This is a genomic window from Cryobacterium sp. N19 (assembly GCF_002929595.1).
Taxonomy (GTDB): Bacteria; Actinomycetota; Actinomycetes; order Actinomycetales; family Microbacteriaceae; genus Cryobacterium; species Cryobacterium flavum.
In genome coordinates, this window is record NZ_PJJR01000044.1 from 75,619 (window position 1) to 91,476 (window position 15,858).

A 15,858-nucleotide genomic window follows, 5' to 3' on the forward strand; every position below is an offset into this window, starting at 1 on the left:
GGTCGTCACGTGCGCGACTGATGTTGCGCACGTGGGCTTGGTGTGGTCAGGTTTGGCCTCTGCTGGTGTTGATTTGCGTCATGATTTCGCGATTGGCGCCGCGGGTAGCGGCGAGGTCCTGGTGGCGGTCGCTCGGGGCATCCCGACCAGGTCGGCCGCGACGCGAGTGGAGGTTCCTCGGCTGGCCAGTTCGCGGTAGGCGGTCAGTACGGCAACGCGCACGGTGTTTCGTCCCGCGAGCTCTTCGAAAGACTTTCGAGTAGCTCGTGCATTTTTGACATGATCTCCAACGCCACCCCCGTCATTTCCAGACGCTGCTCGGTCTTGCTCAGCTGGCGGCGCAGCCGGACGATTTCCGCCTGCTCCGGCGTTAACCGGCCAATCTTCTCACCGGGTTTCTTCCCCGCAAGAGCACCGGCGTCACGCAGCTTGCGCCACTCCGTGATCTGCGAGGTAGACAGCCCTTCGGTGCGCAGATAGGCGCCGCCCTTGTGGTTCTTGATAGCCGCGTCTTACGCGGCGAGGTGCGTCAGCTTCTGCGCTGGGCTGAACGACCTTCTCGAGGTCGGACCACCAGCTCGGGGTCCCATCCTGGGAGGTGATGAGGTCGATGTCGAGACTGATTTCGCCTCCGACTCGAACGAACGTTGCCCACCCGCCGATGAGGATGGATGGCTCGAGGTCGTGACCCAGCCGGTCGACGAGTGCGCGGATGACTCCGTGCTCGTCTTCGTAGAGGTTAGGCACTGGTGCGTTGCTCCCAATCGGCGTCGGCGAATAGTTTTGCTTTCAGCGCACGGGTGAACTCGGCCGCCTGCCATCCCGGTCTCGCCCACAGGTCGGCGTAGGTTTGCGCGAGGCTGGCGTATCCGGAGCGCCAGGTGCGTGCCGCGACCGGATCTTCGGAGAGGATGATGACCTCATCGCCCACAGGAAAGTCAGGCTGCGCAAGTGCTTGGGTGGTGTAGACGATCCGTCGGCCGAGATCGGCGACGGTGTTGCGGCCACCGAGGTAGTGCACAGCAGCTCTGCTGCCGCTCAGTGCGTAGTCGACCGTCACATCGTCCAAAAATTCTTGGGTAGCGGGCAGGGTTGTCGACACCATCGTGTCGGCTCGCAGGCTGCGATGGGCGGCGAAGGCTTCGAGAAGCTTTCCCGGGGAGACGACGGTGTATCCGCGACGCGAATTGGCGCGAACAGCTCCGATGTCGAGAAGTCGGCCCAGCGCCTGATGAGTGGTGGACGGCGCTACGGCAGCCGCGTCGGCGAGAGCGCCGATGCTGGCCCAGTCTCGTTGATCGTCCAGCGCGGCGTCGGCCAACGTGCGCCAGACTATCTCCACGTTCTTCGTCGCACCATCATTGCCTTTTTCATAAAAATACGGAAGGCAATATCCGTATTTACATGGAAGAGACCATGGGTCTTGGAATCCCGATGTTGGCGGGCGCACTGCTCGAATCCCGTATTTGCTACCGTAAGCGTGACGGCGGCTGGCGATGTCGCCGTCGCGGCAGCAGTGCCGCAATTGGCAACGGGAGTCCACAAAAGCCTGATCAAACCGCTAAACCTGAACGCTGCTGATCGGTATTCAATAGTGGAAAAAACCACGACCCTAGATCAGAAGGTTGGGGGTTCGAATCCCTTCGGGCGCACAGATTCAGCCCCGTTTGACGTTACGTCGAGCGGGGCTTTTTTGTGAGAATCCGGCCAGGCCGACGCAACCTACGTAGAATCGGTCTCGTGTCCCTTCCCCGCTTCCTGTTCGCTGACCAACTCGGCCCGCACTACGACGACGGCGGGCCGATTGTGCTGGTTGAGGCGTCTGCCGTTCTCGAGCGTCGCACGTATCACCGGGCCAAGGCGCACCTCATCTTGAGTGCGCTTCGCCACCGAGCCCGCGAGTTGGGCGATCGCGTCGAGTTCCTGCGGGCAGAGCACTATCGGGACGTTCTCGCCGGTCGCGAACTGGAGGTGATCAACCCCACGTCGTGGGGTGCGCGCGCCCTGGTCGCCGAATTGGGGGCATCCGTTTTGCCCAGCAGGGGGTTTGTGACGAGCGAGCAGGACTTTGCTCGCTGGGCTGACGGACGACCGGCATCCCGACTCGTGATGGAGCAGTTCTACCGACACGTGCGAGCGAAAACGGGCGTCCTAATGCGGGGACCGGAGCCGGAGGGCGGCCGCTTCAACTTCGATCACGACAATCGACAGGCGCCCCCGCGAAATGCGGTCGGTCTCGGCCTGCCCGACCCGTGGGCTCCGGTGGAGGATGACATCGACGACGACGTTCGTCGCGACCTCGACGAGCTCGTCAGGGACGGCCGAGTGCACCTGATCGGAGCGGATGGTCCGCGTCGTTTCGCGGCGACCCGCGCGGAAGCGCTCGCGGCGCTCGATGATTTCATTGACACCCGTTTGTCAGACTTTGGGCCCTTTGAGGACGCGTCGCTGACCGGAGACAGTACGATGGCACACTCGCGGCTGAGCGTGCCACTCAACCTGGGCCTCCTGCACCCGCAGGAGGTCATCGACGCTGTCGTCGCTGCCTACGGTGCCGGTGGCGTGCCGCTGGCGAGCGTTGAGGCGGTGGTGCGCCAGATCATGGGCTGGCGGGATTGGGTCTGGCACCTGTACTGGCACCTCGGTGAGAACTACGTTGCCCGGAGCAACTTCCTCGCCGCCCACGAGCCCCTGCCGCCAGCGTTCCTGCAGTTGGATGGTGCTGCCGTCGAAGCGCGGTGTTTGAGTCACGTGCTCGATGAAGTGTCCCGCACCGGGTGGGCGCATCATATTCAACGTCTGATGATTCTCGGCAACTGGTCGCTTCAGAGGGGATATGAGCCGTCGGCGCTGTCGGATTGGTTTATCAATGCTTTCGTCGACGGAACGCCGTGGGTTATGCCGGCAAACGTTGTGGGTATGTCCCAGCACGCGGACGGCGGAATAGTCGCCACGAAGCCTTACGCCTCGGGTGGCGCCTACATTGCGAAGATGACGGATTTCTGCGGCAGCTGTCGGTTCAATCCGAAAATCAGGCTGGGGCCACAGGCCTGCCCATTCACGGCTGGCTACTGGGCGTTCCTCGATCGCGTGGAACCGCGCATCCGGGGTAATCACCGCATGGCTCAGCCACTAGCCGGTCTGAGGCGGCTCGCGGACCGCGACGCGGTTGTCGCCCAGGAGCGTGCGCGCACCCGCTGGTAGGCCTACCCGGCGAAAGCGGTACTCGGCAGGTCGCGCTCGCCGGCGATGATCGCGTCGACCAAGCGACGGGCGACATTCGCTGGGCTGTATCCCGTGGGCAGCCGTGGCGCTGACCCCTGGATCGGCCGGGTCGCCAGTCCGGTTTCGGTATGCCCGGGTCGGGCATCGAGAAAGCGGATGCCGTCCCGCCGCAATTCCCGGCCCGCCGCCTTGCCGAATGCCGCGAGGGCGGCCTTCGACGCCGAGTACGCCGCCATGTTCGCAGTCGGACTCTCGCTCACCACGCCGCTGAGAGTGAGGAAGAACGGATCGCGATGCGCGCCGGAGGATTCGACCAGGGCGGGATAGGCGGCCCGAAGCAGGCGCATGGGTGCCGTCGCGTTGACCGCCAGAAGAGCATCGATCGTTTCGTCCGAGACCTCAGCCATCGGTCCGAAGGCGACGAGTCCGGCGGCGTTCACGATTCCGTCGAGGCGGCCATGAGCGGCCAGGGCCGCGGCCACGAGCTGGGCGGCCGTGCCCGGATCCCGCAGGTCGCCGGTGATGGGGGCTCCGGCGATTCCGGTCTCGCTGATGCGTTCCGGATGGCGACCGTGCAGGGTGAGCAGGGCGCCATCCGCGCTCAGGAGTCGCGCGATCTCACGGCCCAAACCGCCGGTGGCACCGATGACGAGAATGGATGAGCCGGCGAGAGAAGTCATAGTGTCAGAGTAGACGGGATGCTGTGTGGTTGCGCAAGATTAGGCTTTCCACCCCCAAGCTGGGATACGATCGGCAGACGTGAGCAAAACTCAACGAGTCTGTATTCGTTTTATCTTTCAAAGATCCGATACGTGCTTGCGCCTGAGTTTCTCACCGGGCAATGTTCGGGCGCCCGGTGAGGAAGGCATTCCTGCGAGGGACTGCCTCGGTGGGACGAGGGGTAGGGCCCTCGTTCCATCGCCCCACCTTTCGCCTAGCCCTGGCCCGCCCCGTCGTCGCTGGGACAATCGATGCGCAGCTTGTCGCACAGCACGGTCAGCTGCTCCAGCTCGGTTTCGCTGAGCGTCTCTCCGATCCGCTCGGCAATCGACCTCATGTGATCAACGGCGACCCGCCGAAACAGCGCGAGGCCGGCATCGGTCAGCTCGATGATGGCGCCGCGCCCGTCGGTCGGGTCGGTGTGCTTGTGCACATAGCCGCGCGAGACGAGGCGGTCCACGAGCCGGCTCACGCTCGGCTGCGTCAGCAGCACGTGCTGGTTCAGATCACGCAAGCGGATGCGCCGGTCCGGCTGCCGAGACAAGTTAAACATCACGTCGTACTCGTTGAGGGAGATTTCCTTGGAGGGAAAATTCGACGCCAGACTGCGCATGATGGCGACCTGGGCCCGAAACAGGGACTCCCACGCGCCCACCGCGATCGTTCGATCCACCACCTGCGCCTCCTTGCCTCGTTTACCACGTCGTTCTCCAAGAATAGAGACTCGAGCGGGGGCGCGGGCACCGTGCGGGCCGTGGGCCAGCATCTGCGAGGCCGGACAACAGTTAGGTTCTTGGCATGAAACTCGCAGGTGATTTTGTTGACGAAAGGTGGCGCCCGTTACCTATTCGTTATATGTTTTAGGTGCGTCAACCGTTTGCTGTGGCGGAAGACGTGAAATGTGATTGCAGGACACTCTTGGTGCAAGGGAAGAGGGTCAGTCGTAGCCTCTGCGACTGACCCTCAGTCCGTTAACGCGGCATCACGCGATGTCCGCCAGACCGGCTTAGAACAGGTCGGGGCTCGGCGTGGTCGACTGGCGGATGGCGACGTCCGCGTGGCGGTCGAAGCGATAGCCGACGCCGCGCACGGTGCGCACGATGTCTTCGTAGCGCCCGAGCTTGGAGCGCAGGCGACGAACGTGCACGTCGATGGTGCGCTCGTTCGGGGTGTCTTCTTCATCGGCGGAGTTCCAGAGCGCGGAGATGATCTCGGCCCGGTCGATGGTGCGGCCCTCGCGCAGTACGAGGTACTGCAGCAGTTCGAACTCCTTGTAGGTCAGCGCGGCCGTCTCGTTGTCGAGGATGACGCGCTTGCGGGAGATGTCGACGACTACACCGCTGCGAGCGCGGTCGAGCTCTTCGGGCTCTGCGCGGTGCGCAGCAAGTGCGGACGGGTCCTGCAACGCGAGACGCACGACGTCCACGTCGCGTCCGCCAGCACCCTCCGGTGCCAGTGCGACGGCGGCATAGGTTTCGGCGGAGGGAGCGATGCCGGCGGCCAGGGCCTTGAGCGCCTCAACGATACGGTTCAGGCTCGTGCCGGCTGCGGCCGCCTTGGCCTCGTCGATGCCGACGTAGAGCACGAAGCCGCGAGCCTCGGTGCCGGTCGGTACGGCGCGAATGCGCGGTGCGGCAACCGGCGGAGCCAGGGTCAGCTCGGGGCGGTTGAAGTGGGCGGGGCGAGTGGCGTGGATTTGTGCGAGAGACATGAGGGGTCCTTGACTGTTCGATCGAAGGGAGCTCGACGGATGCGCGAAAGCGCTGCTCCGTGGTGGCTCCGGATGGCCCGTGGGGCCGGAGGGGGAGTGCTTCAAACAAGCGCTCGGGGCGTCGGTCTGACGAATGAAATCAGTCAGGAACAGGACGCCTAGGGGGAAGTCTCGGTTAGCGGCACATTCGGCAACAGCGGATGGCGGGGGTGCCGGCCATCATCATGGCGGCAGTCCCGGGGGCCTCGAGGGAGGTCAGGGGGCGTGCGCTGGTTGTCATAACTGCGAGTAAAGCGGAATGTGACGCCGTGTGTCAATTTGGCGTCGCGGTAAGTCGCCGCATGACGCGCACCACGTTCGCGGGGCACCGCCCATTTAGGCGAATCCGTGCACAATCACGACTTTGTGAAATATTCCATGCTCAGGATCTACTCAATCAAAGATTATTGATGTGAACCGGGTCTGGCGTGTTGCCGGTCGCAGAACCTGCGCGCGCCGGCCGGGTCTCGTCGATCAGGAGGAAGGCCGGGGCGTCAGACCAGGCCGTACAACCGGTCGCCGGCATCGCCGAGGCCGGGCACGATATAGCCCTGCTCGTCGAGCTTCTCGTCCACGGCACCGAGCACAATCGTCACTTCGCGGCCGGCCAGGGCTTTCTCCACGGCGGCGAGCCCTTCCGGCGCGGCCAGGATGCAGATGGCCGTCACGTCGACCGCGCCGCGGTCGAATAGAAAGTTGATGGCGGCAATGAGCGAACCGCCGGTGGCGAGCATCGGGTCGAGAACGAAACACTGCCGATCCGAGAGATCGTCGGGCAGGCGCTCGGCGTAGGTCGTCGGCTGCAGAGTCTCTTCGTTGCGCGCCATGCCCAGAAAGCCAACCTCGGCGGTCGGCAGCAACTTGACCATGCCCTCGAGCATGCCGAGGCCGGCGCGCAGAATCGGCACGACGAGCGGTTTCGGGTCGCTGATGCGCACGCCTTGGGCGGCAGACACGGGGGTCTGCACGGTGACGGCCTCCACCCGCACGCCACGGGTGCCCTCGTAGGCGAGCAGCGTCATGAGCTCCTCGACGAGCGATCTGAACAGCGGTGACGGCGTGTTCTTATCGCGAAGCACGGTGAGCTTGTGCGTGATGAGCGGGTGGTCGGCAACATGGACTCGCATAGGCTCAATTCTACTAGAGGCAATCCCCCGGCTTAAGGTGACACATGCGTGCACAAGATCAACACGAAGAGTGGATGCTGCTCGCCCTCAGCGAGGCGCGCGCGGCGCTCTCCTCCGACGACGTACCGGTGGGAGCCGTCGTCATCGATGCTGCGGGCGTGGTAATCGGGCGCGGCCGCAACGAGCGGGAACTGCACCAGGACCCGACCCTGCACGCCGAGGTCGTCGCTATCCGGCAGGCCGCCGCGCACACCGGTGACTGGCACCTGACCGGCGCCACTCTGATCGTCACCCTCGAGCCCTGCGTGATGTGCGCGGGCGCGATCCTCGCCGCCCGGGTGCCCACGGTCGTGTTCGGCGCCTGGGACGCGAAGGCGGGCGCGGCCGGATCGGTCTACGACGTGCTGCGCGACCGCCGGCTCAACCATCGGGTTGAGGTGTTCGCCGGCGTCAATGACGCCGAGTGTGGCGAAGTTCTGCGCGAGTTTTTCGAGAACCCGGCCCGTCGGGCCGCGCGCTGAGGCCTACTCCAGGCCCTTGATCACAAAGGTGTCGGTGGGCGGATTGGCCAGGTTCGGGTCGAAGAAGATGTCGGGTTCGAGATAGATCGTGCGGGCCAGCGGCACCGCCGCGCGTATTCGGGTTTCAACGGCATTGATGTCGGTTGCGACGTCGGCGAACCGGTGCTCGCCGTCGAAGGCCAGCTTGGCGCCGACCAGAATCTCGTCCGGGCCGAGGTAGAGCGTCTTCAAATGGATGATGCGCTTGGTCTCCGGACCGTTCAGAATGGCCGCTTCTATGGCGTCGAAGTCCTTCTTGCTGGCGCCCTCGCCCACGAGCAAACTCTTGGTCTCAATCCCGAGAATGATCGCGACCAGAACGAGCAGTGCGCCAATCAGGAGAGTTCCCACGGCGTCCCAGAGCGGTTCATCGGTGAGGATGGTCAGGCCGACCCCCACAAAGGCGAAGGCGAGGCCGGTGAGAGCCGCGACATCTTCGAGCAGCACCACGGGCAGCTCTGGCGCCTTGGCGTGCCGAATGAACTGCACCCAGGACTGTGTGCCGCGGGTGTGATTCGACTCCCGAATCGCGGTGCGCAGCGAAAATCCTTCGAGCACCATTGCGATGGCGAGTACCAGAATCGGCAGCCAGGCATTTTCGAGCGGATGCGGATGCTGCAGCTTGTCGAAACCCTCATAGAGCGAGAAGACCCCGCCGATCGAGAATAGAATGATCGACACCACGAAAGCGTAGACGTAGCGTTCCCGGCCATAGCCAAACGGATGCTCCAGGTCGGCCCGCTTCTTCGCCTTGCGACCGCCGAGCAACAGGAGCAGCTGGTTCCCGGCATCCGCTACCGAGTGCACCCCCTCGGCGAGCATCGACGACGATCCGGAGAAGCCCCAGGCCACGAACTTGGTCACTGCGATGCCCAGATTTGCCGCGAATGCTGCCACGATTGCTTTGTTTCCGCCGGATGCGCTCATGAAAACATCTTAGAACCGCGCGTCTGCGGTCGAAGGCTGCGCCCGGGCTGGCCGTTTTGGGCGTCCCGGGGGCGCAAAAAAGTAGACTGGTCGGATGACTTCTTCCCAGAACGTGACTCTGCCCACGATCGCCTTCCTCGGCGCCGGTTCCATGGCCCGCGCCATTCTGGCCGGCCTGCTGAAGCCCGGTGTGACCGTCACGGGCGGCATCCGGGTCACCAACCGCACCGCGGTGAAGGCCGCTGAGCTGGCCGACACCGAGGGGGTCACCGCGTACGCGACCGAGGTCGACAAGGATGCGAACCTCAAGGCCATCGATGGCGCTCAGATCGTCATCATCGCCGTCAAGCCTTACATGGTCGCCGATCTGCTGGCCGAAATCGGCAGTTCCCTTGCACCCGGCACGCTCATTCTGAGTGTCGCGGCCGGCGTGACCATCGACACCTTTGAATCGCTCCTGCCCGAAACCGTGCACGTCATCCGCACCATGCCGAACACCCCGGCAGTGGTCGGCATGGCCGTCACCGGCATCAGCGCAGGCACCCGATCGAGCGACGCCGACCTGGAGCTCACCCGCGCCCTGTTCGCCACGGTCGGCGACGTGCTGGTCGTGCCCGAGAGCAAGCTCGACGCCCTCAGCACCATCTCCGGTTCCGGCCCGGCCTACGTGTTCTACCTGATCGAGCAGCTCACCGAAACGGCTATTAGCAAGGGCTTCACCCCCGAAGAGGCCGCCGTCATGGTCAACGGCACCTTCCTCGGCGCGAGCGCGCTGCTCGCCGTCTCCGACAAGTCGCCGAGCGAGCTGCGCCGCCAGGTGACCAGCCCGGCCGGCACCACCGAGCGTGCCGTCTGGGAACTCGAAAAGGGCGGCCTAAAGGAGCTCTTCGACGCCGCAACGGATGCCGCACTCGCCCGTGCGAAGGAACTCGCCGCCTCGTAGGCCTCCCGCTAGAGCCGTGCGCGCATTACAGCCCTGCGCGCCTTACAGCCCTTCCGCGATGGCCGCCGTCGCTTGCAGCCACGCTGCACGGGTGCGCGGTGCCAGGGCGTCAATGTTGAGCGGGCCGCCACCGACCAGTGAGGCGTCGTAGGGCACGTCGACGACCGTGCGGGTGAGTTGGCGAAAGTGGTCGTGCAGACGCTTCGACAGTTGCTCGTCAGCGGTTTTCGACGGCGAGGCGAGCACGGTGACCGCCTGGGCAACCTTGTCCGCGTGGCCCTTCTGTCGCAGGCCGTCGATCAGTGACGCCGCACCGTAACCGGTGTCCTCCCGAATGGTCGACACGATCACCAGCTGGTCGGCGGTATCGACCGCCGCCTCCCAGTTGCTGGCTCGCATGTTGTTGCCGGTGTCGATGACGAGAACCCGGTAGAAACGGCTCAGCGTCGTGTGCAGTTTGCGAAAAGCGTCGTCGTCGATGCTCGCTGCACCCGCCGGGTCGAGGTCGGAGGCGAGCGCGTCGAACTGTGCGTCGCCCTGCGAGCGCACATAGTTGTCGAGGTCGCCCACCCGGGAACGGGCATCGCCAAACCGGTCGAGGTCGCGCAGCAGGTCGACGGCGGTATTGGTGTGTCTGGCCGCTTGGGCGCGAACGCCGAGCGTGCCCATGGTTTCGTTGTTGTCCCAGGCGAGCGTGTAGCCGCCACGGTAGATGCCGAAGGTGGCCGCAATGAGAAGCGTCGCCGTGGTCTTGTGCGCTCCGCCTTTGGGGTTGAGCACCACGATGGTGCGCGGGCCGTTCAGGCTGCGCTGCACGGCCGCGATGGCGGTGCGCTGCCTGCGCTCGGTGGAACTCGGCGTGGGTGAGACCAGGCCGCCGCTGAGGCGGCGCACGGCGCCCTGCCAGCCGTGCTCGGCCGGTCCGGCTGGTGCCGGTGGCCGGGAGCTGAGAAAGTCGGCCAGGTTGGGCGCAACGGGTGACGCTGCGGGTGATGGCGGCGTGGCATCCGCTGGGGGCGCCAACAGCGACTCGAATAGCGCGCTCGCCGGCGCTGCGACGGGCGGCTGCAGCAGCGTGGCAAACGGCGTCGGTTTCTCGATGTCGCTCACAACGGGCAGGGGCGCAGTTTTCGCCGGCTTCGGGCGGCCGACCACGACGACCGGTCCGGCGGATTCGACTCTCCCGTTGGGATGCACGGTCAGCGGCCAGTCTCCCTGCTCGTCACTGACCTGCAGCAGAACCGACTTTCCGCGGCTCCGGGCAGTCTCGACCACGAGGCCGATGATCTCCTCGCGAACTCCGGCTTCATCGGTGCCGGTGACGCGGCGGCGGGAACCATCGATGGTCACCTCGCCCGTCGTGTCGGTCTGAACTGCGGCGACAATATCGGCCGGGGTGTTGGCAAGAGCGGGCACGTCGGGTGACATGGGTGAGCCTTTCCGTTCGCGCACACGTCGTCAGCGCGCAACCTCGGGTGAGCTGCTGCGAGAAATGTCCGTAAATAGGAGACTAGCCGGTCGTCTCCCCCAAATAGGGGGAGAGCTAGGAACCGAGCGCGGCGAACCGCTCGATATCGGCCTCGGCCCCGGACACGATGATGAGGTCGTGGTTGGAGACAACGGTCTCCGCTGTCGCGTAGGTAAACGGTTTTCCGGGGCTCTTGACGCCGACGACGGTCACGTTGTACTTGCGGCGCACCCCGGAATCAATGAGGTTGAGGCCGCGGATCGGCTTCGGCGGGTACATCTTCACCAGGGCGAAATCGTCGTCGAACTCGATGAAGTCGAGCATGCGACCCGACACCAGGTGGGCGACCCGTTCGCCGGCCTCGGCCTCGGGGTAGATGACGTGGTTGGCGCCGATGCGTTCAAGAATCTTGCCGTGCGACTTGGAGATGGCCTTGGCCCAGATCTGCTGGATCTTAAGGTCCACCAGGTTGGCCACGATGAGCACGCTGGCTTCCACCGATGAGCCGACGGCGCAGACCGCGATCGAGAAGTCCTGCGCGCCGATTTGTTGCAGGGCCTCGAGAGAACGGCCATCCGCTTGAACGGCATGAGTGACGCGCTCCGACCACTTGGATACGAGCGCCTCGCTCGTGTCGACGACGAGTACTTCGCGGCCCAGTCGGTCGAGCTGGCCGGCCGTGGCTGCGCCGAACCGTCCGAGCCCGATGATGAGCACGGGGGCGTCGTGTTTGATGCGATCAACCAACGATGGGTCTCTCTTCCGGGCGTTTGAACAGTTGCCTGCTGTGGCTTGCGGCCAGTGCTGCCGCGAGAGTCACTGTACCAACCCGGCCCATGAACATCGTCGCCGCCATGACGTAGACGCCCTCAGGCGGCAGGTCCGCTGTAAGTCCGGTGGACAGTCCGCAGGTCGCGAAGGCGCTGATCACGTCGAACAGCACGATGTCGAAGGGTTGCTTCGAGATGTGCAGAATCAGGATGCTGGCGACGGCGACGGTGGTCGCGCCCCACAGCACGACGCTGACCGAGAGGCGCAAAATGTCGCTCGGAATGCGCTTGCCAAACGCTTCCATCTCCTGCTTGCCGCGTGCTTCGGCAAAGGCGGCGAGAAAGAGGATGGCCAGGGTCGTCACCTTGATACCGCCAGCGGTCGACGCCGACCCGCCACCGATGAACATGAGCATGTCGCTGAGCAGCAGGCTCGACCCGTGCAGGTCGCTGATGTCGATGGTTGCGAAACCGCCCGAGCGCGTCATCACCGACATGAACAACGATTGAAAGATGGTGTCGCCGGCATTCAGCGACCCGAAGGTCTTCGGATTGTCGAACTCGAGAATGATGTAGAAGATCATGCCGAGGATCATCAGGGCGATCGTCGTGACCAGGGTGAGCTTGACGTGCACCGACCAGCGGCGCGGCCTGCGCCAGCCGCGCGCAAAGGCGTAGATCACCGGAAACCCGAGGCTGCCGAGGAACACACCGATCATGAGCGCGCCGAGAAACCAGTAGTCGCCGGCGAACTGGTCGAGTCCACCGGAGTTCGGGTTGAACCCGGTGTTGGTGAACGCCATCGCGGCGTAATAGAAGCTGTGCCACAGAGCTTCGCCGATCGCGACGCCATCAAGCAGCATGCGGGGAAAGAGCAGCGCTGCAACGCCGACCTCGATGACGAGTGCGCTGATCGCGACGGTCAACAGCAGGCTGCCGACCTCGCCGAGCCGAACGGTCTGGCCCTCGTTGACCGGGCCGGCATGGATGCGGGAGGGGTTGGAGTCGCTGGCCGCCATTAGCTTGGCGCGCAATCCGAGCCGCCGCGAGATGACCAGTCCCATCAGGGACGCGAGCGTCAGAACGCCGATGCCGCCGATGTTGACGCCGACGAACACGAGAATGTTGCCGAACGCTGACCAGTGCGTTGCCATGTCGACCGTGGTGAGGCCGGTGACGCAGATGACAGAGACCGCAGTGAACAGGGCGTCGTGCAGGGGCGTGATCGTGCGATCGGCCGAGGCGATCGGCAGCGAGAACAACACCGTGAACACCAGGATGAGCGCGGTGAACACCAGAATGGCGAAGCGCGATGGCGACTTGTGGGCGAGCGCATCCACGCCATCGCGGAGGCGCACCAAAATGGAGAGTGGGCGCGGAAAAAATGGTTCAGTTCCGGTTCGAGACAACACCTGGAACCCCCGATTGACCTGCGACTATTGCCAGTTTGAAATGGTACTACGCAGCGGTGGTGATTACCCAGCAGTAATGACTACCCTGAAGTTATGGCAGACATCTTTACCGTGGTGGCGGATTCGGCAAGGCGGGACATCCTGCGCATCCTCTTGGAGCGCGCTGTTCCCACGGGCGAAATTCGCGGTCCCTCCGGGGATGTTCGCGGCGAGCTGAGCGTGTCCGACATCGTCGGGCACCTCGGCCTGAGCCAGCCGACCGTCTCCAAACACCTCAAGGTATTGCGCGAAGCAGGCCTGGTCACCGTGCGTGAAGACGGGCAGCACCGGTTCTACCGGTTGGAGTATTCACCGCTCGAAGAGATCGAGGACTGGCTGATTCCGTTCCTCAGCGTCGACTTCGACCAGGCCGTCAAGAACGCCGATCTCGAGGCCGACGCTGGCCTGAAAGAAGAGCAGCGTGCGTTCGCTTCGGCGATCGGCAAGGCCTTCGCTGACGCTTCGCAAATGTCACACGTCGTCAAAGATGCCACCGCGAAGAAGTGGCGCAGAAACGGCTAGATCAGGCCCGATCCGCCCCCTGAGTAGTTGGAGCGGGTTTTGTCCGGTAGAATGGTGTTTTCGTGTCAGTCGCGGGCCCCGCGACTAAACCAATACTTGTGAGGTCCGTGTGGGTTCTGTAATTAAGAAGCGACGCAAGCGTATGGCGAAGAAGAAGCACCGCAAGCTGCTTCGCAAGACTCGCCACCAGCGTCGTAATAAAAAGTAGATCGACTTCGTAGTTTTTTAACTGCTCATCGAGCAAAGCGCTAGCCCCTCGGGACTGGCGCTTTTTGCTGTCTCCGACCGTTCCTTGGTCGATGCGCCACCGTGCCCGTCGTCTCGAGGTGCAAGTCACCCTAGGCTGGAACGATGGCCACCGCACACCTGACCCTGATCGGCAAGCCCGGTTGTCACCTCTGCGACGACGCACGCGACCTGGTCGGCAGTGTCGTCGCCAAGCTCGCTGGCGACCCTGGCGCGCCCACTATCACGTTCGAGGAACGTTCCATTCTCGATGACGCCGAACTGCACGAGCTGTACCTCGAGGACATCCCGGTGCTCCTCATCAACGGCAAAGTGCACAACTACTGGCGTATCGATCCCGTGCGCCTGCGTACCGCCCTACTGGAGGTCTCATGACCATTCGCCACATCGTCTGCTGGAAGCTCACCGCACTCACGCCCCGCAAGAAGGCCGATGATGCCGCAGGCATTGTGGCCGGCCTGGAGGCGCTGGTGGGTATCGTTCCCGAGATTCGGGCGTTGACGGTTGGGCCGGATGTTGCCGGTGACGAAAACTGGGACGTCGCGCTTATCGCCGACTTCGACGACCTCGAGGCCCTCGACCGCTACCAGAAGCACCCGGAGCACAAGAAGGTCGGCGCGTTCATTCGCACCGTCGTGGCTGATCGCCTGGCCGTGGACCTCGAGGTCTAGCCGGCGCCGATCTCTGTGACGGGGCGGGGGAATCCGCTGGCGTAGGCTAGGCCGGTAAATTTGCGACACGCCAGATGCTCGGACCGGCGTGTCGCAAATTTTACCGGCATTACGTACCGGCCCGGCGGGGTTACTACGGCTCGAGGCGGGTCGGGCCGCGGAACAGGTAGGTGACTTCGCGAATGCTCGCCTGGTGCAGCATGAGCATCAGCACGCGGGCCAGGCCCATGCCGAAACCGCCGTGCGACGGCACGCCGTAGCGGAAGAAGTCGAGGTAGCCCTCGATCTCCTTCGGGTCGAGGCCCTTCTCGATCGCCTGCGCTTCGAGCACCTCGATGCGGTGCTCGCGCTGGGCGCCGGTGGAGATCTCGGTGCCGTTGAAGATGAGGTCGTAGCTCTTGGTGATCGACGCGTCTCCGTCGTGACGCATGTGATAGAACGGACGGATGCTCGAGGCGTAGTCGGTGAGGAAGACGAACTCGTGCCCATACTTCTCAGCCACGTAGGCGGCGATCTGGCGCTCGCCCTCCGGGTCCATGTCGTCGTCGTCGCGGGGAACCTCGTAGCCGCGGCTCTTCACAATCTCCTTGGCCTCGGCCAGCGGGATGCGCGGGAACGGGGTGCTCGGAACGGTCACCTCGACGTCGAACAGGGCGAGCACCTCGTTGCCGTGCTTGGCCTTGACAGCGGTGAACCCGGCGACCATGAGGTCTTCGTGCAGTTGCATGACGTCGTCGTGGCTGTCGATCCAGCTGATCTCCGAGTCAACGCTGGTGAACTCGGTGGCGTGGCGGCTGGTGAACGAGGGGTCAGCGCGGAACGCCGGGCCAACCTCGAAGATCTTGCCGAAGCCGGCCGACTGGGCCATCTGCTTGAAGAACTGTGGGCTCTGCGCCAGATACGCCTTGGTGTCGAAGTAGCCGACCTCGAACAGCTCGGCGCGGGACTCGCTCGCACTCGCCATGAGCTTGGGGGTGTGCAGTTCGATGAAGTCGTGCTCGATCCAGTAGGTGCGCAGCGCGTGCTCGAACGTGGTCTGGATGCGGAAGATGAGGTTCTGCTTCGGGTTGCGCAGGTCGAGGAAGCGCCAGTCCATGCGCTTGTCGAGGCTCGAGTCGGCCGCGATCGGCGTCTCGGGAATGGCGGCGGACACCACGGTGAGGGTGGCCAACTTGATCTCGATGCCGCCGAGCTTCACCCGCTCGTCGTGCTTGAGCGTCCCGGTGACGGTGACGAAGGTGCCCTGGGCTAACCCTGAGATGCTGGTAGCCGGCTCGTCGGCAACGACGACGCCATCGGCATCCGTTGTACGGGGATTGACCAGCTGCACGGCGCCGGATTCGTCGCGGAGGACGACGAATTGCACCTTTTTCTGGTCTCGAACGGTATCGACCCAGCCGGACACCGATACGGGGCCGTCGTCGAGAGCGGACAGGTTCTTGATTAATACGCGCGAAGTCACTGTTCGAGCTTAGCCG

General features: G+C 64.2%; 17 protein-coding genes. 7 read left to right on the forward strand and 10 right to left on the reverse strand.

Annotation, left to right across the window (positions count from 1 at the left end):
• Nucleotides 1–739: 739 nt before the first annotated feature.
• Entirely contained in the window at nucleotides 740–1,342 is a 603-nt protein-coding gene (locus CXY78_RS03665; RefSeq protein WP_104088144.1) for a hypothetical protein, read from the reverse strand.
• 398 nt (nucleotides 1,343–1,740) lie between these two features.
• On the opposite strand from CXY78_RS03665, the gene CXY78_RS03670 reads away from it, so the two are divergent.
• Nucleotides 1,741–3,204, forward strand: a complete 1,464-nt coding sequence (locus CXY78_RS03670; protein WP_092338744.1) for a cryptochrome/photolyase family protein — start codon at nucleotides 1,741–1,743, stop codon at nucleotides 3,202–3,204.
• Nucleotides 3,205–3,206: 2 nt separating this feature from the next.
• Here the strand turns inward: CXY78_RS03670 and CXY78_RS03675 are convergent, their stop codons facing one another.
• From CXY78_RS03675 to upp, 4 genes are all read right to left on the reverse strand, one after another.
• Entirely contained in the window at nucleotides 3,207–3,905 is a 699-nt protein-coding gene (locus CXY78_RS03675; protein WP_092338746.1) for an SDR family oxidoreductase, read from the reverse strand.
• Between the two features lie 254 nt (nucleotides 3,906–4,159).
• Nucleotides 4,160–4,621, reverse strand: a complete 462-nt coding sequence (locus CXY78_RS03680) for a MarR family winged helix-turn-helix transcriptional regulator (RefSeq protein ID WP_369827236.1) — start codon at nucleotides 4,619–4,621, stop codon at nucleotides 4,160–4,162.
• A gap of 330 nt (nucleotides 4,622–4,951) precedes the next feature.
• Complete coding sequence (locus CXY78_RS03685; protein WP_092340501.1) at nucleotides 4,952–5,656, reverse strand: winged helix-turn-helix domain-containing protein; 705 nt, start codon at nucleotides 5,654–5,656, stop codon at nucleotides 4,952–4,954.
• Nucleotides 5,657–6,189: 533 nt separating this feature from the next.
• Nucleotides 6,190–6,822 (reverse strand): uracil phosphoribosyltransferase, encoded by a 633-nt coding sequence (gene upp, locus CXY78_RS03690; protein ID WP_092340500.1) that lies wholly within the window; start codon nucleotides 6,820–6,822, stop codon nucleotides 6,190–6,192.
• Nucleotides 6,823–6,866: 44 nt separating this feature from the next.
• Between upp and tadA the strand changes: the two genes are divergently transcribed.
• A complete protein-coding gene (gene tadA, locus CXY78_RS03695) occupies nucleotides 6,867–7,343 on the forward strand; it encodes a tRNA adenosine(34) deaminase TadA (RefSeq protein ID WP_233197251.1) in 477 nt (158 codons plus the stop codon).
• 3 nt (nucleotides 7,344–7,346) lie between these two features.
• On the opposite strand, the gene CXY78_RS03700 is transcribed toward tadA, so the two are convergent.
• Nucleotides 7,347–8,309 carry a cation diffusion facilitator family transporter gene (locus CXY78_RS03700; protein WP_092340498.1) on the reverse strand — a complete coding sequence of 321 codons (963 nt, stop codon included), beginning with the start codon at nucleotides 8,307–8,309 and terminating at the stop codon, nucleotides 7,347–7,349.
• Between the two features lie 94 nt (nucleotides 8,310–8,403).
• Here CXY78_RS03700 and proC point away from each other — a divergent pair, with 94 nt between their 5' ends.
• On the forward strand, nucleotides 8,404–9,252 hold the full coding sequence (gene proC / locus CXY78_RS03705; RefSeq protein ID WP_104088147.1) for a pyrroline-5-carboxylate reductase: 849 nt from the start codon (nucleotides 8,404–8,406) through the stop codon (nucleotides 9,250–9,252).
• A gap of 42 nt (nucleotides 9,253–9,294) precedes the next feature.
• Here proC and CXY78_RS03710 read toward each other — a convergent pair whose 3' ends face one another.
• The 3 genes from CXY78_RS03710 to CXY78_RS03720 form a co-directional block, all read right to left on the reverse strand.
• Entirely contained in the window at nucleotides 9,295–10,680 is a 1,386-nt protein-coding gene (locus CXY78_RS03710; protein WP_167552431.1) for a cobalamin biosynthesis protein CobQ, read from the reverse strand.
• Between the two features lie 115 nt (nucleotides 10,681–10,795).
• Nucleotides 10,796–11,467 carry a TrkA family potassium uptake protein gene (locus CXY78_RS03715; protein WP_092340496.1) on the reverse strand — a complete coding sequence of 224 codons (672 nt, stop codon included), beginning with the start codon at nucleotides 11,465–11,467 and terminating at the stop codon, nucleotides 10,796–10,798.
• The gene (locus CXY78_RS03720; protein ID WP_369827237.1) at nucleotides 11,460–12,848 is read right to left on the reverse strand and encodes a TrkH family potassium uptake protein; all 1,389 of its coding nucleotides are present in this window, start codon (nucleotides 12,846–12,848) and stop codon (nucleotides 11,460–11,462) included. Before CXY78_RS03720 ends, CXY78_RS03715 begins: the two co-directional genes overlap by 8 nt.
• Before the next feature lie 147 nt (nucleotides 12,849–12,995).
• Between CXY78_RS03720 and CXY78_RS03725 the strand changes: the two genes are divergently transcribed.
• The 4 genes from CXY78_RS03725 (at nucleotide 12,996) to CXY78_RS03740 (ending at nucleotide 14,380) form a co-directional block, all read left to right on the forward strand.
• Nucleotides 12,996–13,463, forward strand: a complete 468-nt coding sequence (locus tag CXY78_RS03725; RefSeq protein ID WP_092340494.1) for a helix-turn-helix transcriptional regulator — start codon at nucleotides 12,996–12,998, stop codon at nucleotides 13,461–13,463.
• Nucleotides 13,464–13,572: 109 nt separating this feature from the next.
• The gene (locus CXY78_RS03730; RefSeq protein ID WP_003792170.1) at nucleotides 13,573–13,671 is read left to right on the forward strand and encodes a 30S ribosomal protein bS22; all 99 of its coding nucleotides are present in this window, start codon (nucleotides 13,573–13,575) and stop codon (nucleotides 13,669–13,671) included.
• 143 nt (nucleotides 13,672–13,814) lie between these two features.
• Entirely contained in the window at nucleotides 13,815–14,084 is a 270-nt protein-coding gene (locus tag CXY78_RS03735; RefSeq protein ID WP_092340493.1) for a glutaredoxin family protein, read from the forward strand.
• The gene (locus tag CXY78_RS03740) at nucleotides 14,081–14,380 is read left to right on the forward strand and encodes a Dabb family protein (protein ID WP_104088148.1); all 300 of its coding nucleotides are present in this window, start codon (nucleotides 14,081–14,083) and stop codon (nucleotides 14,378–14,380) included. The genes CXY78_RS03735 and CXY78_RS03740 overlap by 4 nt, the downstream gene beginning before the upstream one ends.
• A gap of 133 nt (nucleotides 14,381–14,513) precedes the next feature.
• Here CXY78_RS03740 and aspS read toward each other — a convergent pair whose 3' ends face one another.
• Entirely contained in the window at nucleotides 14,514–15,842 is a 1,329-nt protein-coding gene (aspS, locus tag CXY78_RS03745; protein WP_104088150.1) for an aspartate--tRNA(Asn) ligase, read from the reverse strand.
• Between the last annotated feature and the right edge of the window lie 16 nt (nucleotides 15,843–15,858).